At 61.7% G+C, this 22,061-nt stretch carries 22 protein-coding genes; 16 read left to right on the top strand and 6 right to left on the bottom strand.

Annotation, left to right across the window (positions count from 1 at the left end):
* Positions 1-223: 223 nt before the first annotated feature.
* Complete coding sequence (locus ACWTV3_RS03410; protein ID WP_498476844.1) at positions 224-1,972, top strand: DUF8094 domain-containing protein; 1,749 nt, start codon at positions 224-226, stop codon at positions 1,970-1,972.
* A complete protein-coding gene (locus ACWTV3_RS03405; RefSeq protein ID WP_498476843.1) occupies positions 1,969-2,922 on the top strand; it encodes a tetratricopeptide repeat protein in 954 nt (317 codons plus the stop codon). Before ACWTV3_RS03410 ends, ACWTV3_RS03405 begins: the two co-directional genes overlap by 4 nt.
* On the opposite strand, the gene ybaK is transcribed toward ACWTV3_RS03405, so the two are convergent.
* On the bottom strand, positions 2,919-3,395 hold the full coding sequence (gene ybaK, locus ACWTV3_RS03400) for a Cys-tRNA(Pro) deacylase (RefSeq protein WP_498476842.1): 477 nt from the start codon (positions 3,393-3,395) through the stop codon (positions 2,919-2,921). The two genes, ACWTV3_RS03405 and ybaK, sit on opposite strands and share 4 nt — an antisense overlap.
* A 116-nt stretch (positions 3,396-3,511) precedes the next feature.
* Here ybaK and ACWTV3_RS03395 point away from each other — a divergent pair, with 116 nt between their 5' ends.
* The 7 genes from ACWTV3_RS03395 to gatA all read left to right on the top strand — a co-directional run bounded on the left by ACWTV3_RS03395 (position 3,512) and on the right by gatA (position 12,751).
* Positions 3,512-4,693 (top strand): cysteine desulfurase family protein, encoded by a 1,182-nt coding sequence (locus ACWTV3_RS03395; protein WP_498476841.1) that lies wholly within the window; start codon positions 3,512-3,514, stop codon positions 4,691-4,693.
* 90 nt (positions 4,694-4,783) lie between these two features.
* Positions 4,784-5,947, top strand: a complete 1,164-nt coding sequence (gene mnmA, locus ACWTV3_RS03390) for a tRNA 2-thiouridine(34) synthase MnmA (RefSeq protein ID WP_498476840.1) — start codon at positions 4,784-4,786, stop codon at positions 5,945-5,947.
* Between the two features lie 121 nt (positions 5,948-6,068).
* Positions 6,069-8,396: an NAD-dependent DNA ligase LigA gene (gene ligA / locus ACWTV3_RS03385; protein ID WP_498476839.1), complete on the top strand. Its 2,328-nt coding sequence runs from the start codon at positions 6,069-6,071 to the stop codon at positions 8,394-8,396.
* A gap of 128 nt (positions 8,397-8,524) precedes the next feature.
* Positions 8,525-9,877, top strand: coding sequence for an alpha/beta hydrolase (locus tag ACWTV3_RS03380; RefSeq protein ID WP_498476838.1), 1,353 nt, complete (start codon positions 8,525-8,527; stop codon positions 9,875-9,877).
* Entirely contained in the window at positions 9,877-10,872 is a 996-nt protein-coding gene (locus tag ACWTV3_RS03375; RefSeq protein ID WP_498476837.1) for a serine hydrolase domain-containing protein, read from the top strand. The genes ACWTV3_RS03380 and ACWTV3_RS03375 overlap by 1 nt, the downstream gene beginning before the upstream one ends.
* 50 nt (positions 10,873-10,922) lie before the next feature.
* Positions 10,923-11,237, top strand: a complete 315-nt coding sequence (gene gatC, locus ACWTV3_RS03370; RefSeq protein WP_100388632.1) for an Asp-tRNA(Asn)/Glu-tRNA(Gln) amidotransferase subunit GatC — start codon at positions 10,923-10,925, stop codon at positions 11,235-11,237.
* Positions 11,237-12,751 carry an Asp-tRNA(Asn)/Glu-tRNA(Gln) amidotransferase subunit GatA gene (gatA, locus tag ACWTV3_RS03365; RefSeq protein WP_498476836.1) on the top strand — a complete coding sequence of 505 codons (1,515 nt, stop codon included), beginning with the start codon at positions 11,237-11,239 and terminating at the stop codon, positions 12,749-12,751. Before gatC ends, gatA begins: the two co-directional genes overlap by 1 nt.
* A gap of 39 nt (positions 12,752-12,790) precedes the next feature.
* On the opposite strand, the gene ACWTV3_RS03360 is transcribed toward gatA, so the two are convergent.
* Positions 12,791-13,345: a CGNR zinc finger domain-containing protein gene (locus ACWTV3_RS03360; protein WP_498476835.1), complete on the bottom strand. Its 555-nt coding sequence runs from the start codon at positions 13,343-13,345 to the stop codon at positions 12,791-12,793.
* Positions 13,346-13,416: 71 nt separating this feature from the next.
* On the opposite strand from ACWTV3_RS03360, the gene ACWTV3_RS03355 reads away from it, so the two are divergent.
* From ACWTV3_RS03355 to ACWTV3_RS03330, 6 genes are all read left to right on the top strand, one after another.
* A complete protein-coding gene (locus ACWTV3_RS03355) occupies positions 13,417-14,460 on the top strand; it encodes an EamA family transporter (RefSeq protein WP_100388634.1) in 1,044 nt (347 codons plus the stop codon).
* Positions 14,453-15,970, top strand: a complete 1,518-nt coding sequence (gene gatB, locus ACWTV3_RS03350) for an Asp-tRNA(Asn)/Glu-tRNA(Gln) amidotransferase subunit GatB (RefSeq protein ID WP_498476834.1) — start codon at positions 14,453-14,455, stop codon at positions 15,968-15,970. Before ACWTV3_RS03355 ends, gatB begins: the two co-directional genes overlap by 8 nt.
* 65 nt (positions 15,971-16,035) lie before the next feature.
* Entirely contained in the window at positions 16,036-16,368 is a 333-nt protein-coding gene (locus tag ACWTV3_RS03345; RefSeq protein WP_100388636.1) for a glutamyl-tRNA amidotransferase, read from the top strand.
* A gap of 168 nt (positions 16,369-16,536) precedes the next feature.
* On the top strand, positions 16,537-17,925 hold the full coding sequence (locus ACWTV3_RS03340; RefSeq protein WP_498476833.1) for an MFS transporter: 1,389 nt from the start codon (positions 16,537-16,539) through the stop codon (positions 17,923-17,925).
* 85 nt (positions 17,926-18,010) lie between these two features.
* Positions 18,011-18,562 (top strand): OsmC family protein, encoded by a 552-nt coding sequence (locus ACWTV3_RS03335; RefSeq protein ID WP_498476832.1) that lies wholly within the window; start codon positions 18,011-18,013, stop codon positions 18,560-18,562.
* Between the two features lie 99 nt (positions 18,563-18,661).
* Positions 18,662-18,958, top strand: a complete 297-nt coding sequence (locus tag ACWTV3_RS03330; RefSeq protein ID WP_498476831.1) for a DUF1905 domain-containing protein — start codon at positions 18,662-18,664, stop codon at positions 18,956-18,958.
* A 59-nt stretch (positions 18,959-19,017) separates the two neighbouring features.
* Here the strand turns inward: ACWTV3_RS03330 and ACWTV3_RS03325 are convergent, their stop codons facing one another.
* From ACWTV3_RS03325 to ACWTV3_RS03310, 4 genes are read right to left on the bottom strand one after another with little or no spacing between them, the layout of a single operon-like run.
* Positions 19,018-19,437: a DUF1761 domain-containing protein gene (locus tag ACWTV3_RS03325; protein WP_100388641.1), complete on the bottom strand. Its 420-nt coding sequence runs from the start codon at positions 19,435-19,437 to the stop codon at positions 19,018-19,020.
* A 48-nt stretch (positions 19,438-19,485) separates the two neighbouring features.
* Positions 19,486-20,235, bottom strand: a complete 750-nt coding sequence (locus ACWTV3_RS03320; protein WP_498476830.1) for a cytochrome c biogenesis CcdA family protein — start codon at positions 20,233-20,235, stop codon at positions 19,486-19,488.
* A 6-nt stretch (positions 20,236-20,241) separates the two neighbouring features.
* Positions 20,242-20,754, bottom strand: a complete 513-nt coding sequence (locus tag ACWTV3_RS03315) for a thioredoxin family protein (RefSeq protein ID WP_498476829.1) — start codon at positions 20,752-20,754, stop codon at positions 20,242-20,244.
* A gap of 58 nt (positions 20,755-20,812) precedes the next feature.
* On the bottom strand, positions 20,813-21,253 hold the full coding sequence (locus ACWTV3_RS03310) for a hypothetical protein (RefSeq protein WP_498476828.1): 441 nt from the start codon (positions 21,251-21,253) through the stop codon (positions 20,813-20,815).
* Between the two features lie 145 nt (positions 21,254-21,398).
* Here ACWTV3_RS03310 and ACWTV3_RS03305 point away from each other — a divergent pair, with 145 nt between their 5' ends.
* A complete protein-coding gene (locus ACWTV3_RS03305; RefSeq protein ID WP_498476826.1) occupies positions 21,399-22,025 on the top strand; it encodes a hypothetical protein in 627 nt (208 codons plus the stop codon).
* Positions 22,026-22,061 lie beyond the last annotated feature (36 nt).

Below are 22,061 nucleotides of genomic sequence, written 5' to 3'. Positions count from 1 at the left end.
TGTCATTTTGGTCTCATCCCCCAAAAGTGGGCATTCAACGTTCTCCCAGAAACTTCCCAGAAGAGTAACTAGGTGGCGCCAAGGCGATCGGCTATTCTTGAACGTCTTTGTTGTTGCCTACCCGAATGGATGGGGCCCTTACCTCCAGACCAGCGGAGGTTTTGCCAGCGTGGCAAGGGTTGTCTTTCCGTGAGTCATCTTGGGCAACACGAAAGGAGAGATAGTGAGATTCGTTCTCGCCATAGTGAGCTTCATGCTCGCAGCCGTCATGATCGGCTACGGCATTGCACAGCAAACAATACTTGCGACCCCGGATGAGGTTTCAGTCTCAGCGGAGACTGACGGCACTGCGCCCCTCACCGTGATCAGCGGCGAGGCGTTTAACACGTACTCGGGCAACCAGACCATCCGTATTGAGGGTCCTCGCCGGATCGTGGCCGCCTACGGCCGCTCTATCGACGTCATGGCTTGGGTTGGCGACGCCAGCTACAACATGGTCACGGTCGACCCGGAGACGGGCGACCTTGTTTCCGAGACCATCACGGGCACCGAACAAGAGGTTCCCGACCCCTATAACTCCGACCTCTGGCTTGAAAACTACGAAGCCGAAGACGAACTTGCTCTCACCGTGAAGATTCCGAGTGATGTGTCGTTCATCTTGGCATCGGATGGAGTAGACCCGGCACCCAACGCCGTCTCGCTGTCATGGCCGCTCGACAACAGCACGCCGTGGGCAGGAACGCTCATTCTCGGTGGTGCTGCCGTGCTGCTGATCGGTCTCATCTTCTTGATGTGGGCTGTGCACCACATGCGTCGTGCCGGCGGACCTCGCCGCAAGCCGCAGAAGATGCCCAAGGTTCCTAAGAAGCCTCGCTACAAGCCTGCGAAGCGCGGCGCTAAAGCAAGCGACGCACCCTCGCTCCGCACGAGTGTGCGCGTTGCTGTGCCGACCGTGCTGGTCAGCGCGCTTATTTTGAGTGGCTGCACCGCATCCACCGCTCCGAACTCCGCCGCAGATCAAGGCGATCCCACGCCGACCCCCACGTCAACGTCGGAGGGCAGCACTGTCACAGCGCCCGCGGTCGCGGTTCGACAGATCGAGAAGATCGTCGCTCAGATCAGCGCTGTTTCTCAAGAAGCTGATGAGGAGCTCGATTCGGACCTGCTCGAGACACGATTCTCTGATGCAGCGCTCGAATACCGCCTCGCAAACTACGAGATGCGCGACGCGGATAGCGATATCTCGTCGCCGGTCGCGATTCCCGACGGTCCAGTGCAACTGACCCTGCCCCAGCAGACCGAGACCTGGCCGCGCACGGTATTCACGATCATCCTCGATGAGGCCGATTCCACCGTCGCGCCGATCGCCCTGTTCCTCGAGCAAGAGACCCCGCGCGATAACTACAAGGTCAGCTATGCCATGAACCTGGAACCCTCCGTGGTGTTCCCGGATGTCGCAGCAGCCAGCGTCGGAACCTCGCGTCTGCCTGCCGACAGCGGGCTTCTGCGTTCGTCGCCGACCGAGGTTGCCCTCGACTACGCCGAGATCCTTGAACAGGATGTCGACAGCGACTCCTACCTCGACTTCGAGGAAGAGGGCGACAGCTTGCGCGTGAGCGTTGGCCTCGACGTCAAGAACAAAGAGAAAGCGGCGCTCTCCAGCACCGCCACTCTGACTTACGGTCACGAACTCGGGTCTGCCGAACCCATCGCGATGGCCACCATTGACGCTGGCGCGATTGTGGCGGTTCATCTCTATGAGACCAAGGTCGCAGCGCCGAAAGAGGAGGGCTCTGCCGTCACCTTCAGCGGGCAGACAAAGGCTCTGTCGGGAATCTCGATTACCGAAGAGGGCATTAAATCCACCTACGGCGATCAGCTACTCTTTTATGTCCCCGCAGCGGGCAGTGGCGAGAAAATCGTTCTGCTCGGCTACACCCAAGGACTCGTTGCAGCATCGGAGTTGAAATGACAAACGCCCCCTTGAACGCCGCTAGTCTTCGCGGAGCGGTCGACCTTTCATCGCTCGTTCGACAGCACAACACGCCCGCTCCCGCGGCTGGAGCTTCCGGCGCGGCGGGCGCCGCGCCTACCGGCGAAGCACCTGCGCCGAGCGGGTACGCCACGAGCGCGAATGATGCGTCGTTCGCCCAAGTACTTGAACTCTCTAACACGGTGCCCGTCATCGTTGAGTTTTTCGGCCAAGGGATCGAAGCATCGCTCGAGCCGACAATTGCCCAGTACAAGGGGCGCTTCGCTTTGGTAGTCGTGGATGCCACGAGCAACCCCCAGCTCGTGCAGGCGTTCCAAGTGCAAGAGGTGCCGACCGTCGCTGCCGTTATTGGCGGGCGCCCTGTGCAGTTGTTCAGCGGCATCATGCCCGAGAACGATCTCAAGGAAGTTCTCGAACAGGTGCTGCAGCTCGCCGCCGAAAACAAGGTGACGGGCACGCTGCCGCCCGCTGACGAGGCAGCCGAGGGCGAGGCCTCAGAACCGGTTGAAGAGCCGCTTCCGCCCCTGCACCAAGAAGCTTTCGATGCAATTTCTGCGGGCGATTTCACGAAAGCGATCGAGGCCTACAAGACCGCTATTACTCAGAACCCCCGCGACCAGCAGGCCATCGCCGGCCTTGCTCAGGTCTCGCTGCTGGCCCGGCTTGAAGGTCACACCGCTGACTCGGTGCGCAGTGCCGCCGCGCAGGCACCATCAGATGTCGCGGCGCAACTTGCTGTTACTGACCTCGATGTTTCCGGTGGTCATCTAGGCGACGCTTTCGATCGTCTTCTCGAACTCTTCCCGACGACAGACGCCGATGGCAAGAGCGCGATTCGCACTCGCTTGCTCGACTACTTCGAGATTGCAGGAGCCGAAGACCCTCGCGTGGCCGATGCTCGTCGCCGACTGACGCTGCTGCTCTACTAGTCGCGCGCAATCGCGCCGACGTAAGCGTCGGTAGCACGAAGAAGATCTGCGGGTGAAAGCTCGATGTCGAATCCGCGTTTGCCGCCGCTCACGAATACGGTGTCGAAGAGTTCGACTGTCTCATCGATCACGGTTCGGTGGGCAAGTTTCTGTCCGATTGGACTGATACCGCCCAGCACATAGCCGGTGCGACGCTGGGCCAACGCAGGGTCAGCCATCGTCGCTTTCTTAGCGCCGAGGGCGGACGCAAGTGCTTTGAGGTCGAGCTTTCCTGACACGGGAACGACGGCGACGACCATGTCGTCATCCACCATCGTCATCAGAGTCTTGAAGACCTGTTCAGGAGCAACCCCGAGCACCGTGGCGGCCTCGACGCCGTAATCCTGGTTGCTAGCGTCGTGCTCGTAGGGGTGCGCGGTGAACGTGATACCCAGCGAATCGAGTGCGACGGTCGCGGGGGTTCCGAGCGCCATCAGTGGTTGTCCGCGCGGGAGCGAGTGAGGGCCGGGTCGAAGCAGCAGTGCATGCGATCTAGAGTAATGACACACAGTCATCCATGCGGATGTTGTGGGGGAGTAGCGGAGTTACGGTGACCATTTATCTCGATCATGCGGCAACAACGCCGATGCGCCCTGCCGTAGTGCAGGCGTTCGCGGCGGCGCTGCCGGTTATCGGTAACCCGTCGTCAATTCACTCTCAGGGTCAAGCGGCCAAGCGAATGCTCGAAGAAGCGCGCGAAGTTGTTGCTGCGAGCGTGGGTGCAGACTCCGTCGAAGTCACTTTCACCTCGGGCGGCACTGAAGCCATCAACCTTGCGCTCAAGGGACTGTACTGGGCGCGAAACTCGGGTTCGGTCGAACGCCGACGTGTGCTCGTCGCTCAGGCAGAACACCACGCCACGATTGACGCGGTCGACTGGATGCAGGCCCACGAAGGCGCCCAACTCGACTGGATTCCTGTCGACGCTTTCGGTCGCATCGATGTCGACTATGTGCGCACTGCGCTCGCCGACGATGTTGCGCTGGTCTCGATGCTCTGGGCCAATAACGAAGTCGGCACCCTGCAGCCGGTAACCCAAATTGCGGCCCTCGCGGCCGCTCACGGAGTGCCGGTTCATGTGGATGCCGTGTCTGCTCTCGGCTACGTTCCGATTGATTTTCATGCGGCCGGTATCGCCGCGCTCAGCGTTTCGGCACACAAGATCGGTGGGCCGGTTGGCGTTGGCGCTCTCGTGATCGCGCGTTCCGCATCCGTTACTCCGCTGATTCACGGCGGTAGCCAGCAACGGGCCCGCTCGGGAACCATGGATGCGCCCGGCGCGGTTGCTTTTGCCGCGGCCGCACGCGAGGCTACTGCCGACTTGGCTGAGCACGCGGCACGGCTCACTGTATTGCGCGATTCGCTCATTGCGGGGGTGCAGGCTGCTGTTCCCGAGGCTGTTTTGCGCGGCGATCCGAGTGATCGTTTGCCGGGTAATGCCCACTTCACGTTCCCCGGTTGTGAAGGTGACTCTTTGCTCTTTTTGTTGGATGTCGCGGGCTTTAGCGTCTCGACTGGCTCTGCCTGCCAGGCGGGAGTGCCCGAAGCGAGTCACGTGTTGCTGGCGATGGGCCTCGACGAACCTACGGCGCGAGGAGCGCTGCGTATCTCGCTGGGGGAGTCCACGACTACAGCTGAGGTTGAGCAGTTCGTTGCGGCGCTTCCCCGCGCTGTCGAACAGGCGCGCAGCGCTGGCTACTCCGACCGTATGACGGTGCTGGGGCGCGGCTAGCTGGACTACAGCGATGCGGCGGAAGGGCAGTTCGCCACTTGCCCGGCCCACCCGGAACTTGCCCAGTAACACGTCTCGTACACTGGACTCATGAAGGTTTTAGCGGCAATGAGTGGCGGAGTGGACTCCGCCGTAGCTGCCGCGCGCGCTGTCGAAGCGGGGCACGAGGTTGTTGGGGTGCATTTGGCGCTGAGCCGGCAACCCGGAACCCTGCGCACCGGTGCTCGCGGTTGCTGCACGATTGAAGATTCGATGGATGCCCAGCGGGCCGCCAACATCATTGGAATCCCGTACTACGTCTGGGACTTTTCCGAGCGCTTCAAGCTCGATGTCGTCGATGATTTCATTGCCGAGTATTCCGCCGGTCGCACCCCAAACCCCTGCATGCGCTGCAACGAGCGCATCAAGTTTGCTGCCCTTCTCGAGAAGGCCGTGGCGCTCGGATTCGATGCGGTGGCAACCGGTCACTACGCCAACATCATCGAAGATGAGAACGGCAACCGTGAGCTGCACCGCGCTGCGGCCTGGGCTAAGGACCAGTCCTACGTTCTCGGTGTGCTTACTACCGAGCAGTTGGCGCACAGCATGTTCCCGCTCGGCGCTACGCCTTCCAAGGCAGAAATTCGCGCGGAAGCCGCTGAGCGCGGCTTCTCGGTAGCCAACAAGCCCGACTCCCACGACATTTGCTTCATCCCGGATGGCAACACCCGTGGTTGGCTCGCCGACAAGGTTGGCGCGGAGCAGGGCGAAATTCTCGACCGCAACGGCGACGTTCTCGGAAAGCACGAGGGTGCTTTGGCCTTCACCATCGGCCAGCGCAAGGGCCTCAACGTCGGCTACCCCACGGATGACGGCAAGCCCCGTTTTGTGCTCGAGATCCGTCCCAAGACCAACCAGGTCGTAGTCGGTCCGCGCGAAGCTCTCGCGCTCTCGCAGGTCGCGGGCACTAAGTTCTCGTGGGCGGGGCTCGACCCGCAAGCATCCGGTCTCATCTCCGAATCGGGGGAGAGTTTCGAGTGCCACGTGCAGGTTCGCGCTCACTCTGACCCGATGCCTGCGGTTGCGCGTATCGCCCCGTCGACCGAGGGCACCGACAACGTCGGCGACGCCACCGGGCCAGAGCTGATCATCACACCCCACGAACCGCTCAATGGTGTCTCGCCCGGCCAAACCGCCGTGGTTTACGTCGGAACCCGCGTTTTGGGGCAGTGCACAATCGCGCGCACCGTCTCTGCGGTTCCTGCTGGTGTCTAGCCCTGCGCAGGCACGCACGAACCGACGCACGCACGAACGTTCTCTCGCACTAGCGTGAGCCACGCTCGACTGCGCTGTCGTTTCACACGGAGAAGTCAGTGCCGCTGTTTACACTTGTGCTGTGGCCAATAGCACTGTGAATTCGGGTTCTTCTCACTCTTCAGACGAGCACGTTCCCGAGACTGTCGATCCCGAGCTCGCTGAAGCACGGGATGAGGCGCAAGCGCTCACGACGCGCATTCTTGAACTCCGCGACGCTTATTACGTTCGCGATGAAACGCTCGTCGACGATGCCGAGTACGACGGTTTGATCGGCAGGCTTGAAGAGCTGGAGAAAGCGCATCCCGAGCTCCAAGGACAAGACAGTCCTACCTTGCGCGTCGGTGGCCGCGTAGCGACCCTGTTCGATCCCGTCGAACATGCCGAACGCATGTTGAGCCTCGACAATGTCTTCTCGCTCGAGGAGTTCGGCGAATGGGCCGCCAAGGTTCAGCGCGACTCCGCTCGCCACATCGATTTTCTGTGTGAGCTCAAGATTGATGGGCTCGCTATCAACCTGCGCTACATCGACGGCGTTCTCGTCAGTGCGGCAACGCGGGGCGATGGTCGCGTCGGCGAAGACGTGACCGAGAACATTTTGCGGGTTGAAGGTATCCCGCAGCGCTTAGCTGGCTCGGGGCATCCGCCCATCGTCGAAGTGCGCGGGGAAGTCTTCATTCCTTTGGAACTCTTCCGCGAGCTCAACGCAGAACAGGCACGCATCGGTGAGAAGGTCTTTGCCAACCCACGCAATGCTGCAGCCGGTTCGCTGCGCCAAAAATCTGAGGGTAAGAACGACGAAAAGTTGGCGGCCATGCGGCGTCGTTTGTCGTCGTTGCGGATGCTCGTACACGGCATCGGGGCTTGGAACGGTGAACGCGAAGGCAGCGATCCGATCCGCACCCAGAGTGAGGTGTACGGCGTTCTGGCACAGTGGGGTTTGCCGACGAGCAGCTATTACAAGGTTGTGCCCACAGCGACCGAGGTTGACGAGTTCATTCGGTACTACGGCGAGCACCGCGACAGCGTCGTGCACGAAATTGACGGCATCGTTATCAAGGTCGATGAGCTCGCGCTGCATGAAGAACTTGGCGCAACGTCTCGTGCTCCGCGCTGGGCAATCGCGTACAAGTACCCTCCCGAGCAAGTGAACACGAAGCTGCTTGACATCGTGGTTGGCGTTGGGCGCACAGGTCGAGCAACCCCGTACGCCGTAATGGAGCCAGCGCTGGTTGCTGGTTCGGTCGTGCGCCAGGCCACGCTTCACAATCAGGATGTCGTCAAGCGCAAGGGCGTGCTGATTGGCGACACCGTTGTGCTGCGCAAAGCGGGAGATGTTATCCCCGAGATTCTTGGCCCGGTTGAAGAGTTGCGTGATGGCACGGAGTACGCCTTCGTCATGCCCACGAACTGCCCGGAATGTGGCACGCCGTTGCGCGCCATGAAAGAGGGCGACATCGATTTGCGGTGCCCAAACGCTCGCAGTTGCCCGGCGCAGGTTCGAGGCCGCATCGAGCACACCGGCAGCCGGGGTGGGCTCGATATCGAGGTGCTCGGCGAGGTAATTGCGCGGGCGCTTGCTCAACCTCGAGAGCCCGAAGTGCCCCCGCTCATCAACGAAGCGGGACTCTTCGACCTGACGGTCAGGGATATTTTCCCGATTGTGGTCGCGGTACGGGATTCCGAGACCGGTGAAGTGCTCACCAACGACGATGGCACCGAGCGGCTCGTCACCCCGTTCCGGCGCGCACGTAAATCAACGGGCAAAGACGCTGACCCCGAGTTCGACGCCGACGCTGACGGTGAAAATTTCGCCGGCACTCCCGACTGGGTGCCCTCGAGCAATGCGATCAAGCTAATCGCCAACTTGCAGGAAGCTAAGACGAAGCCGCTCTGGCGACTGCTCGTGAGCTTGAGCATCCGCCACGTCGGTCCCGTCGCGGCTCGTGCGCTGGCTGACTACTTTGGTTCGCTAACGGCCATCCGTGAGGCTACGCGTGAAGAGCTGGCTGCTGTCGATGGTGTTGGCCAGATCATCGCTGACTCGGTAGCCGATTGGTTCGAAGTCGACTGGCATCAAGAGATTGTTCAACGTTGGACGGATGCGGGAGTGCAATGGTCCACTCCCGGCCATCCGGGCCCCGGGGCAGCGCAGTCTAACGACGGACCTCTCGCGGGTCTCACGATTGTCGCGACCGGCAGTCTGGAAGGATTCACGCGCGAAGGTGCCCAAGAGGCGATCATTGCCGCAGGGGCAAAAGCGGCGTCGAGCGTGAGTAAAAAGACCGACTTCGTGGCCGCGGGACCCGGTGCGGGGTCAAAGTTGACGAAAGCGGAACTGTTGGGAATCCCAGTTATTGACGCGGCACAGTTCGCTCGACTGCTCAAAGAGGGGCCCGACTCCCTCTAAAACCTAGTAAAACGTTGATAATGCCTTCGTCTCACCCCTGAATGGGGCCGTTTTCCCTTAGGATTAGCTGAACGTGATCGTGCGCGGGGATGGCGCACAGTTCACGGTCCTGAGGGGATCACCCGACGTTGCTGATTGAAATTGCACTCGCTTTGGCTACCTCGGTCGCAGGCTTACCCGCCGCCGAGGCCTCTGGCGCGCCCTCAATTGAGTTCCGCTCCATCGTCACGAGTGACGCACCAACTCCCTTTGTCGGCCCCATCGTCGACACCACGGGTTCTCTCGGCACCGCAACGTTCAGCGGTCGCACCCTCACCTCACTCGCGAGTATCCCCGCCGACAGCATCCCCGAGTTCTTAGCAGCGCGACCGGGCGCAATCGAACAGATTCTCGCCTCGCAACCTCCCGCCCAAGAAGTTGCGCTCTGGTGGGGCGACTTGGCGACTGACAGCCAGACCGCTCTCGAGATTGCTAGCCCGCAACTGTTGGGCAACCTCGAGGGCGTTCCCTACACAATTCGCGACGTCAGTAACCGCACTGTTCTCGACGAAACAATCGTCGAACTCACCGCGGTCGTCAACTCGGATGCGGGTCGTGCCGTGCAGCAGAGCGCGCGCCAGCAGCTCAACATGCTGTCGTCGATCTCGGAGTCTCTCGCGTTCGATCGGGCGGCGCCCGAGCGAACCCTCATCACCCTCGATGTCACGGGTCAGGGCAAGGCAGCCATCGTCCTCGGCGACTTGAGTGAAGCCGACTATGTCAGTTTCTTAGTGCCGGGCATGTTTTTCACCATCGAAGGCCAAATGTCGTACTGGGCGGATGCCGCCTACACGCTCTACTGCGAACAACAGTTGTGGCTCGATTACTTCGAGTCGCAGTCGGTGTTCACCAGCAACGAGACCGTGGCGACGGTTGCGTGGATCGGTTACGACACCCCCAACCTCACCAACGTGGGCGCGATCGACAACGCGAACCAGGGCCGCGACACTCTTGCCGATGCGATTCTTGGCTTGCAGGCGCTGCGCGGCACAGACCAGCCGTATATCTCGGTGGTGGCGCACTCGTACGGAACTACTGCCGCCATGATGGCGCTGTCGGAATACGACTTCGAAATCGATGCACTCGCCATGGTCGGGTCACCCGGCAGTCCCGCGACATCCGTCGACGACCTGAACGTACGCGATGGAAACGTCTTCGTGGGCGAGGCAGCGTGGGACCCCATCCCTAACAGTTCCTACTTTGGTGCCGACCCGGGAACGGAGTCTTTCGGCGCCAAGTCGCTCGGTGTCGGCGGTGCTTACGATGTTGTTATGAAGCAGCCGCTCGCCGGCTCTGTCGGTCACAACGAATATTTCACTCCGGGCACAGAGTCGATGCGCAACTTCGCTCTGCTGTGCATCGGGCGCAGTGACCTTGTGATTCCCGAGGACGCACCCACCGTTCAACGCGCGGTCGCCTCCGTGGGTAACACGCAGAGCTGATGGCTCTTCGCCCCAAACGACGACTGCATCTCGCTGAGCCCACGGCTGGCGACGAATCTTTGATCGCGCGGGTGCAGAACGAGGTGCGGCCGCGTCGTCACGACCGATTGAGTGTTGCGACCTGTGCCGAGGGCCAGTGGCAGACCGCGCACTTCGGGGCGTCGGATTCTCTCGTCTACGAAATCGGTTCCCTCACCAAGACTGTCACCGCATCGCTGCTGGCGCTCGCGATCGAGCGCGGCGAGGTTGCTGTCCAGACACCAGTGGGGGAGTTGCTAGAGCTCGGATCAAGCCCTGCCGCGGCACTCATGCTTGGTGACATCGCAACTCACACCAGCGGGCTCCCGAGACTCCCTGTGAGCTTCGCTGAGATTCGCCGCGGAACTCGTGCGGTGCGCGCCGGGCTCGACCCATACATAGCGACGGTGGCCGAACTAATCGCGCAGACCGCCGCCACTCCGCTCGGGCGTGCTGGCGCATTCAACTATTCCAACCTGGGGTTCGCGGTATTGGGGCAAGCACTCGCAGCTGCCGCCGGTACCGGTTACTCCGCACTTGTCGAGGATCGGATTGCGGTTCCACTCGGGCTGAGCGCTACTCGTTCCGCCGCGACCGCGGCCGAACTGCCCGTCGACGCCGCTACCGGATTCGATGGGCGGGGCAGAGCTAACGCCCCGTGGACTATGAACGCCTATGGGCCGGCGGGCAACATCCGCTCTACGCTGGCAGACATGACGCGCTACACGCAGGCGCAGCTCGACGGCAGTGCGCCCGGACAGGATGCCTCTACGCCGCGAGTGAGCGTTCCGAAAATGGGCAGAATCGGTTACGCCTGGCTCACGAACCCCGAGGGGATGACGTGGCACAACGGAATGACGGGCGGCTTCGCGAGTTTCGTGGGATTTCATCGCGAGCGCGCGCGAGCTGTCGTCGTGCTGAGCAATACGGCCGTGAGTGTTGACGCTCTCGCCCTGTCGCTCATCGCCGACCGCTAAGCCGAATACACTGGAAGGGTTCCCTGTCTGTTTCCCATCTTCGGAGCTCCATGACTGACACCAATCCGGGTGCGATCACTACTGAGGTCGTTACGCACCTCGCATCGCTTGCCCGCATCGCCCTTACCCACGACGAAATCGAGAAGCTCACTGGTGAGCTTGGTGCGATTGTTGACTCTGTGGCCAAGGTCAGCGAGGTCGCAACCGATGAGGTTCCGGCAACGAGCCACCCGATTCCTCTGAGCAATGTTTTCCGTGCGGATGTTCCCGGCGTCACCCTCACCACCGAACAGGCGCTCGCCGGAGCCCCTGAGCACGACGGTTCACGCTTTGCCGTGAGCGCGATTCTGGGAGAAGAACAGTAATGGCAGCTTTGAACGACCTCACCACGATGTCGGCAGCAGATTTGGCCGGCAAGCTGAGCTCGGGCGAAGTGTCGTCTGTCGACGCGACCCAGGCGCACCTCGACCGCATCGCTGCCGTCGACGACCGGGTTCACGCGTTCTTGCATGTGTCGGCGGATGCTCTGGCCCACGCCAAGCGCATCGATGAGCGTCGCGCGGCAGGGGAGTCCCTCGGCGAGCTCGCCGGTGTGCCCGTCGCCGTCAAAGACGTGCTCTGCACGATCGACATGCCCACTACCGCGGGCTCCAAGATTCTTGAAGGCTGGGTTCCGCCCTACGACGCCACGCCCGTGGCAAAGTTGCGTGCCGCTGGCCTGATCCCGCTCGGTAAGACCAACATGGACGAATTCGCCATGGGCTCGTCCACCGAGCACTCGGCGTACGGTCCGACGCGTAACCCGTGGGATCTCGACCGCATCCCCGGTGGTTCCGGTGGTGGCTCTGCTGCGGCCGTCTCCGCGTTTGAAGCTCCGCTTGCTCTCGGTTCCGACACCGGCGGATCGATCCGCCAGCCGGCATCCGTCACGGGCTCTGTTGGCGTCAAGCCCACTTACGGTGGCGTATCGCGCTACGGCGCGATCGCTCTTGCGTCGTCGCTCGATCAGGTCGGCCCTGTCTCGCGTACCGTTCTCGACTCCGCGCTGCTGCACGATGTGATCGGCGGGCACGACCCGCGCGACTCCACCTCGCTCAACGAGCAGTGGCCGTCGTTTGCTGCCGCGGCTCGTGCCGGTGCCGCAGCCGAAAGCCTCAAGGGCCTTCGCGTGGGTGTTATCAAGCAGCTCGACAGCCCCGGCTTCCAGGCCGGTGTCTCGCAGCGTTTTCACGAAGCTCTGCAGTTGCTGACCGATTTCGGTGCCGAAATTGTTGAAGTGGATGCTCCGCACTTCGAGTACGCCGTTGAGGCGTACTACCTCATCCTCCCCGCCGAGGCGTCGAGTAATCTCGCCAAGTTCGATTCGGTGCGCTTCGGCCTCCGCGTCACGCCCGAGGGCGGCGGAACCGTTGAAGACGTGATGGCAGCGACCCGTGAAGCTGGTTTCGGCGACGAAGTCAAGCGCCGCATCATTCTCGGTACCTACGCCTTGAGCGCTGGCTATTACGATGCGTACTACGGCAGCGCGCAGAAGGTGCGCACGCTCATTCAGCGTGACTTCGCTGCGGCTTTCGAGAAGGCTGACGTTCTTGTCTCGCCTTCGGCGCCCACCACCGCGTTCAAGCTCGGCGAGAAGCTCGAAGACCCAATGGCGATGTACCTCAACGACGTCACCACAATTCCGGCCAACCTTGCGGGTATCCCCGGCATGGGGCTTCCGATGGGGCTCGCTCCTGAAGATGGGCTGCCGACTGGTTTCCAGATCATGGCTCCGGCTCGCGGCGATGCTCGCCTGTACGAGGTCGGCGCCACGCTCGAGCGTTTGCTCGAAGCTCAGTGGGGCCACACCCTGCCGAGCCAGATTCCGGCCCTCGGGTAGTCAACGCGCCGTTATTTGTTGCACGGCGGTCGCCGACGCTTAGTCGTCGGCGGCTTGCCGTTCGCGGTAGGCGATTTGGTTCATCCGGTTTCCACAGCGGATGCTGCAGAAGCGGCGTGAGCCGTTGCGCGAGAGGTCGGCCATCAGGCCTTCGCAGTCGGGAGCTTCGCAGCGCCGCAATCGCCACATCGCGTCGGACCGTACGACGTCGACGAGTGCCAACCCCACTTCGGCTTGAATGCGCTCGGCGAGCGGTGCTTCGGGGTCGTTGGCGTGCAGGTGCCAGTCGAGGTCGCCGTGGCGCGCTAAGAATGGCAGCGCTTTCGCCTCAGCGAGCATTGCGTTGATCTCGATCGCGGCGTCGTCGCGCGTGAGCTTCCAGACGCCGCGGATGCGGTCTCGAACGGCGCGCACTTCGGCCACTTCAGCGTCGTCTCGGTCGATGCGACCGCTAAACCGAAACTGCATGATGAGCTCGTGCACTTGCGCGACCGTCATGAGTTCGTCGTTGCCTGATCTGCTCGCGAGTTCATGCGTATTTCCGAGTAAAACGGCGAACTCGAGACTCTCCACTGTGTCAGGGGCAAATTGCAATTTGACTCCTTATTTGCTTCGAGACTAGCGTCAGCAGAAATACTCGTCAATCTCGTTCAAAGTAGCTGCCTATGAATCGCTCCTCCACCACCCTCGGCCTGCTCATTGCTGTGATCGCTGCGGCCAGCTTCGGGTTGTCGGGCGCGCTGATTAAACCGGTACTGGAAGCCGGGTGGAGCCCCGCTGCTGCAGTGACCGTTCGCGTTCTCATCGGTGGCACCGTGCTCGCGCCGTTCGCGATCCTGGCCCTCAAGGGTCGCTGGATCGCGCTCTGGTACGCGCGCAGCCGCATCCTGCTCATGGCCATCATTGGCGTCGCGGGTACGCAGCTTGTCTACTTCGCGGCCGTAGAACGCATCCCCGTGGGCATCGCCATCCTGCTCGAGTACATGGCACCACTGCTTCTCGTCGGCTTCGCTTGGGCGACGACGCGTCGCATGCCCAAAGCGGTTGTGCTGATCGGCTCGGTGGTCGCGCTCGGCGGTCTTATCCTCGTCGTCTCTCCCGAAGGATCAGGCGCTCTCGACCCGATCGGCATCATTTTTGGTGCTTGCGCGGCAGTCGGGGCGGCCGTCTACTACGTGGTTGCTGCGCGCTCAAGCGAGGGCTTGCCGGCTGTCGCCCTCGCCGCAGCAGGTCTGCTGATCGGTGGCATCATCTTGGGGCTCATCGGTCTCGTGGGTATCGTGCCGTTCGATATGCCGATGGTGGATGTCTCGGTGCTGGGTTTTGTGGCGCCGTGGTGGGTTCCGCTGCTCATCGTGGGTATCGTCGCGACCGGTATCGCGTACTCCACGAGCATCATGGCGAGCGAAATGCTCGGTTCCCGACTGGCGTCGTTCGTCGGGTTGCTCGAAGTCGTTACGGCAGCGATTTACGCCTGGCTCTTGATCGGCGAGAACCTGTCGATCACGCAGTTCATCGGGGGAGCGCTGATTCTGGCGGGGATCGCCTTCGTGCGTTCCGAGAAGTCGGAGCATATCGGTGACTTCACGATCGAGGCCGAGGCCTTCCCGAGCGACGAAGATGAACCAATTTTGGCCCCGGCATCCGCGCCGCTCGAACCGGGTACCGATACGGTGCCGCTGCGCCACGTACAATCGTCTGGTGGCTAAAGCTGAATTGATGGACTACGACAAAGCACTCGAACTATTTGAGCCGACGCTCGGTTTCGAGGTGCACGTCGAGTTGAATACCCAGACCAAGATGTTCTCGGATGCTCCGAACCCTGCCGCGGCGGGTGCTGAGCATGGCGAACCGAACACCATGATCACTCCGGTTGATCTCGGTTTGCCCGGCAGCTTGCCTGTCGTCAACGAAGAGGCGATCAAGTATTCGATCTCATTGGGGCTCGCGCTCGGGTGCGAGATCGCGCCGAGTTCACGCTTCGCCCGCAAGAACTACTTCTACCCTGACCTCGCGAAGAACTACCAGATCAGCCAGTTCGATGAGCCGATCGCGTTTGAGGGCTCGGTCGAGATTGAGCTCGAGAGCGGCCGCACAATTACCGTGCCGATCGAGCGCGCGCACATGGAAGAAGACGCAGGCAAGCTCACCCACGTGGGTGGCTCGACCGGTCGCATTCAGGGTGCCGAGTATTCGCTGGTTGACTACAACCGCGCGGGTGTTCCTCTCGTGGAGATCGTCACGCACATGATCACGGGTGCTGAAGCGGATGCTCCCGAGGTCGGCAAGGCCTATGTCTCGGCTATTCGCGACATCGTTCGCTCGCTGGGCATCTCTGAAGCACGCATGGAGCGCGGCAACCTGCGCTGCGACGCCAACATTTCGCTGAGCCCGCGTGGTTCGGGCAAGTTGGGTACGCGCACCGAAACGAAGAACGTGAACTCGATGCGCAGCGTTGAGCGTGCGGTTCGTTACGAGATCCAGCGCCAGGCGGCGATTCTTCAGAAGGGTGGCACGATCACTCAGGAGACCCGTCACTGGCACGAAGACACCGGCGTCACGAGCGCTGGTCGCCCTAAGAGTGACGCCGATGACTACCGTTACTTCCCCGAGCCCGATCTGCTTCCTGTCGAGCCTTCGGCTGAACTGATTGCCGAATTGCGTGCGGCCCTTCCGGAGCCTCCCGCGCAGCGTCGTAAGCGTCTGCAAGCGGCATGGGGCTTCACTGACCTTGAATTCCGTGACGTCAACAACGCCGGACTCTTCAGCGAGATCGAAGCCACGGTTGAGGCCGGAACAACGCCAGCTCAAGCGCGCAAGTGGTGGACGGGCGAAATTGCTCGTCTCGCCAACATGCAGGGTGCTGACGCCAGTTCGTTGATTAGCCCCGCGGATGTTGCGGCTCTCGTTGCGCTTATGAACGACGGCGTACTCAACGACAGCCTGGCCCGCCAGGTTCTCGAGGGTGTTATCGCCGGCGAAGGAACTCCCGCCGAGGTTGTGGAGAGCCGCGGGCTCAAGCTCGTGTCTGACGATGGTCCGCTGATTGCTGCTATCGATGAGGCCCTTGCTGCCCAGCCCGATGTTCTTGCGAAGATTCGCGAGGGCAAGGTGCAGGCTGCTGGTGCTGTTATCGGTGCTGTGATGAAGGCGATGAAGGGTCAGGCTGACGCTGCTCGCGTTCGTGAACTTGTCTTGGAGCGCGCCGCCGCCGAATAGGGTGCCCGAGGTGGCGTGGGCTTGGCGTAGCTCGAACGTCAGTTGTAGGCAGTACCGTTGAGGTCATGTCTGAAACTGCCGATCTTGTCGTCGAAATCCATGTTCCCCTCACTCCCGACACCGAGGTAGCCGAGGGCGAGAGCCGCTTCCCGTGGATTGAGTCGCTCGTGGAGTTCACGAGCGAGCTCGACGAGGGTGGCGAAATTTTCGTCGTCGAAGAGGGCGACGTCTTCAACGAGGCCTACGTGATTGTGATCACGGGCGCCGACGAGTCGACGCTCATGGGTGTCGCCAACCGCGTAGCGAACCTGCCGGGCATTCCGACGGGCGTTTTCGCGGTGCAAACGGATGCCGATGCTGACGAACTCGGTCAGGGCACCGTCGTCGAAATCTCCTAGCGAGAAGCGCGGTCAAACTTAGTCAAATTTGTTTGTTTTGCGTCGGCTGCGGCGTACACTGAGAAAGCACCGCAGCCGCCAGTACACGCGCGTGATTGAGTCACCGCCCTGACGAGGGACGATCCGCCCCGTCTGCAGTAGCTTCGTACTACTGAAGAGCACAACACCATGACAAGCAGCACCCCGGTGGGTACGCCCACGAGCCCCATTCCGATTCCCTCCACCATCTTTTCGCCGCAGGTGATGTGGACCACGATCGGCGCGTTCTCGCTGATCTTCTTGGGAGCGTTCGAGACCCTCGCGGTCACGACGATCATGCCCACGATTAGTCGCGACCTTGAAGGTGAATCGCTTTACTCCGTAGCCTTCTCGAGCACCCTTGCGGCGAGCGTGATCGGTATGGTCCTAGCCGGGCAGTGGTCCGACCGCACGGGGCCAGCCAAACCCCTGATCGCCGCCATGGCGGTTTTCACCGTGGGGCTCCTCGTGGCGGGTTTCGCCGGCACGATGGGTGTCTTCATCATCGGGCGCTTCCTGCAGGGGCTCGGTTCCGGCGCGCTTATCGTGGCGCTCTATGTGGTCGTGGCCCGGCTGTACCCGGCGGTGCTGCATCCGAAGATCTTCGGATTGTTCGCGTCGGCCTGGGTGTTGCCCTCTCTGATTGGCCCGCCGCTTGCCGGTGTCGTGGCCGAGCAGATTAGTTGGCACTGGGTCTTTTTCGGTGTGGTCTTTCTCGTGATCGCGGCCGGTGCTGCAATCTTGCCCGCGGTGCGCGTTTTGCTCGACCAGCCGGTCACGGTGGGGGAGAAGTCGTCCGGTAAGCGTGCCGTCGTGTGGGCAGTCTTGGCTGCCGTGGCGATCGTCGCGATTAGCCTCGGCGGTGAGAGCGAGGGAGCCCTCGCCTGGCCGCTCGCGATTGCAGCCCTCGTGATCGCCATCATCGCTCTGCGCCCGTTGCTGCCAGCCGGCTCTCTCACTTTGCGTCGTGGTTTGCCCACCACGATCGTGTTGCGTGGTGTCTTCGCCGCTGCGTTCTTCTCGACCGAGGTGTATTTGCCGTATCTCCTGAGCGAGCGCTACGGTTTGCCGGCGTGGGCCGCGGGGCTCATCCTCACCGTCGGTGCGGTGTCGTGGGCCACCGGTTCTGCGCTGCAAGGGCGACTGCCGGAGTCTGTCTCGCACAGCCACGTCGTGGTCGTCGGATCTCTGCTGCTGAGTGTGGGTATCGCGACCCAGTTCGTGACGGCCTACTTCATGCTCTCGCTGTGGATCGCTGCGGCGGGTTGGCTTATCGCTGGCGCGGGCATGGGAATCACCTTCCCTCGACTGTCCACTCTCGTGCTCAGCCACTCGAGCTCGCGCGACCAGGGCTTCAACAGCGCTGCGCTTTCCATTTCGGATGCCGCGGGCGGCGCCGTCGCGATTGCTTTCGGTGGTCTCGTCTTCGCTGCCGTCGGCGGGCTCGTGAACGGTGCGGGATTCGTGGCGGCTCTCGGCCTTGCGGCGGTGTTGGCTGTGGCATCCATTCCTGTGGCCCTGCGGGTGCGCACGCGCTGACGCATTATTTCGCTGTGTTAAGCAGTGCGTCGAAGCGTTACGTCGCGCTCTCGCGGGCGTGAACGATTGCGATTACCGTCGCCGCATGACACTTCTCACCAATGACACCACGACCACTAACCTCGCTGCCGACCGCGCCGCCCGACTGACTGCCGCTGGTTCCGCGTGGAACTCGCGAATCGCTGCCAAGCCCGCCGCTGCAGAACTCACCTACGCCGTCACCGGCAACGGTGTTGGTTCCGTCGGCACCGTTCTCAAAGCCGGCAAGCACGTCTTTCACATTGACGAGCCCGAAGGGCTTGCGGGGGACGATGTCGCTGCCAGCCCGGTCGAGATTGCGCTCGGCGCACTGATTGCCTGCCAGGTCGTGGTCTTCCGACTCTACGCTCAGGCGCTCGACATCCAAGTGGATGACATCTCAGTCAAGGCCGAGGGCGACCTCGATGTGCGTGGTCTCTTCGGCATCGACGAGAACGTTCGCAATGGCTTCGGAGCGATTCGCCTGTACGCCACCATTACTGGTCCAGAATCGCAGGAACGCTATGACGAGCTGCGCGACGTCGTTGACGCTCACTGCCCGGTACTCGACCTCTTTGCTAACCCCACCCCCATCACCACGCAGGTGGTCAAGGGCTAGGGGAACCCCATGATGATGCCCTCAGACATGATCGACCGGTAGCTCAGGCTACCGGTCGATTTTCTGTTAACGGCAGCATCGACGAGTAGCCTCGAGGCTATGAAGCCCGCCTTCGAATTCACGTCAGAGCTCACGCCGTGGGCATCGAAGCCCAGTGTGCACTTTCTTCACGTACCGCCGGATGTCGGAGTCGATATCAAAGAGATTCCGTCACCGCCACGGGGCTTCGGTGCCATCGCGGTCGAAGTCACGATCGGCGCCACCACGTGGACCACGTCGATCTTTCCCGACAGCAGCGTTGAAGATAGCTACTTCTTGCCTGTCAAAATCGCTGTGCGGCGCGCTGAAGCCTTAGAAGCCGGTGCCACAGTCGAGGTTACGATTCAGCTGATCTGAGGCCCCGCGCCGGCCGCTGGGGCGTCAGCGCGCAGCGGCGAGGGGCAGGCGTCCCGGCGTTAGGCGGGCCAGACTCCGATGATCAGCGCCATCACAACGATGGTGACGAACTCATGGCTCACGTTGAGCACAGTGAGGCCGTTGGGGCGCCCATCGAACTGGTCATGGGTGATGAAACGAGCGGCCGTGAATCCGCCCCACAGCACGATGCTAGTCAGCAGTGTGTTCACAAAGAAACTGCCGCCGTAGAAGTCGAAGGCGATGAACGCTGCTCCCGCGAGTACCCAGGCAGTGATGAAGCTCACGATTACCGTGACGACGATCGGGCGGATGGCATCCGCTGAGTTGCCGCTGGGCGTCACGCCTGCCGCTTTCATCCAGTAGTTGCCGAAGACGCGAGGGGAATACCAGATGGTGCCCACGATCATGCTGGAGAGAGTCGCGAGAATGACGGCGATGTAGTTAATTTCGGGAACCATGACAACCTCCGGTTGATACTCGGTGTCCGAATCCTACTCTCGCCGCCGTTAGCCGGTGATGCTTTCTTCGAAGCGCTGGATGGGGTCGTACCAGCCTTGTTCTAGAACGTAGCTCTGGAATTGCTTGTCGAGTCCCAGGATCACGGCGAGACCGACGATCAACAGGATGATGCCGACCACGCGCTTGAATACCCCGTTGGGGTTGGCAAGCCAGCCAAGTTTGCGAGCGAATGCTTGCCCGAGGAACGCGATCATTAGGAGCGCAATGGCGAGGCCGAGGGCGTAGACAACGATATAGAGCAGGCCTTCGCCGAACGACACGGGGAGTACCGTCGCCAAAATCAAGGCGTAGGTGGGGGAGCAGCTGCTGAACGTGGGGCCGAGGGCGGCGCCCAGCATGACATCGCCGCCGAGGCCGCCGCGCGAATACGATCGGTTCATCACGGCGTTAGTGCGGTTCTGGATGCCCGTGGCCATCATGAAGCGTTCCCAGAGCGCGGGAAACACGAGGGTGAGACCGAAGATGATGAGGATGCCGCCCGCGATGACTTGCCACACGAGTTGTGGAATGCCCAGAAGCGCGGTTGTTGCCTTGAGCAGCAGCGTGAAAAGGATGACCGAGCCCGCGAGGCTGACCGCGATCACGACCGGTCGGAACCACTGGCGTTCGGCGACTTTCGCGTCACTGCTCGTGCGCACGATGGAGCCGCCAACGATCACGGGCAGCAACGGCAATACGCACGGTGCCGCGACGGTGAGAATTCCCGCCACAAACGAGAGCAGGATAAGGCTGAGCATCGTGGCTTAGTTGAGCGCGGTGAGAACGGCGTTCAGAGTGGGGTCGGCGTAGGCGACGAAATTGTCTTGAACCTTGGCGCCGCTGGAATCAACCTCAACAAACGTCGTTTGTTGCGTCACGCCGTACTCGGCACGAAGATCTTGATTGGTGTCGTAGTCGACCTTCACGATCGTGATTCCCGAAGGAACGCCCGAGGCCTTGATGTCTCCGTCTGCAGAAACGCACTGCGGGCACCAGGTGGCGTGGAAGAACAGGATGACGCGGCCATCGGCATCCGCAATGGCGCTCGGGCTGTAGTCGACGTAGTCGCCGCCGCCATCGTTGGCGATTGCAGCGCTCTGGTCGGCGTCGGGCTCAACGTTCGAGTCGGCATCACTCGAGTTTTCGGAGACTTGAGAGCCGCCGGTGGATGCCGCAGTGTCAGCGGGGTCGTTTGAGTTTTGGACTGCGACGATCGAAACTGCTGCAATAACAATGACGGCAAGAGCGACAATGACCGCGAGAATTCGCTTGTTCATGCCATCTAGTAACGCATGCGGTCGACGAAAACTTCCGCCTCGCGAGAAATTTCTGGGACTATACCCAGACTTCAGCAGTGTGCGAATACAGCTTGAGATCGCCGAAAGTTAGCGCACCTGTGAATCTGGCTCGCGTATACGGAAGCAAAACCATCAATGCTGCGCCCGCTTTGTGCTCGATACGAACCTCGATCGCGTCCGACTTGAGCGACGCGATTCGCGTGTTGGAAACGATAGCGCTGCAGCGCGAGATGGCGGCCATTTGACGCAATTGCGTTACGGTCTGCGCGATCAACGCTTGGGCATCCAGATGCTTCTTCTTCAACGCTTCGTCCGCCGACATTTCCAACACCCGGCCCGTGGCATCCGTCATCAACGCGAACGTCATGAACTCGCTGGCATGGCTCAAATGATTGCGCGCCACGCTCAGTGACGAGTCGAGAATTCGATCAACGTCAGCCTGCTGCTCGGCGTTGAGCGCGTCCCTCCACGATTTCATATCCAAACCGTAGCGAGTCAGATGGCTCCTTGTCCTGCGAAGCGCCCAAATCACCCGCGTTTTGGTGTCAAGACTCTTTCTCACGTGTTGAGTTCGATTACCCCGTTTTTCGCCGACTGTCGCCGTGCTGCGCTAACGTCGAAGCATGCATAAAGCGCAGCTCAGCGGTGCCCAACGTGGCCATTCCCTCGTCGCCGGCGCGGTCGCGCACGCCCTCTTTTCAGTCGGCTGGCTCATGCTCGGGTTCGTTGCTCTTGGCGGAGGTATCACGCTGCTTCTCGGCGGCACTGCAAACGGCGTCAGCGGGCTTTTCGGTGATGTTCCGGTTGTGGCCGACTTCATCGGCAGCGCAGGCAGTGTCATCGGTACCGTCATCATCGTGGTTGCGGTGGTGGCCCTGTTGCTTGTTGCTCTTGCGGCCGTCGCGAGTATCTTCCTTCTCAAGCGAGGTGCCGTGCGCAAGCCGTGGCAGGTGACATTCCAGTCGCTCGGTATCGTCGCCCTGCTCGACATCCCGCTCTTCGTGGCGTACCTGACGATCGCGGCGAACGCTACTGATTCCGCCGTGGGTGGCACTGTGCTGCTCGGCCCTGTCGTCGGCATCATCGGTTCCGCCGTCGTGGGAGCGCTCGTGTGGTGGTGGATGGCGTGGGCACGCCGTGGATCAGCCTCGAAGTTTGCCGGAGTCACCGCCACGGCATCCGCAACCGCCGTTGCTCCTCAGAAATCGTCGAGCGCTGCTGGAGATACTGACGCCACCCCGTCGAAGTAATACGCCAGCGAGCGACACCCCGCAGCGGGCAAAACC

The sequence above is a fragment of the Salinibacterium sp. AL4.1 genome (assembly GCF_059767305.1).
This window is presented reverse-complemented; position numbering and strand designations above follow the sequence as displayed.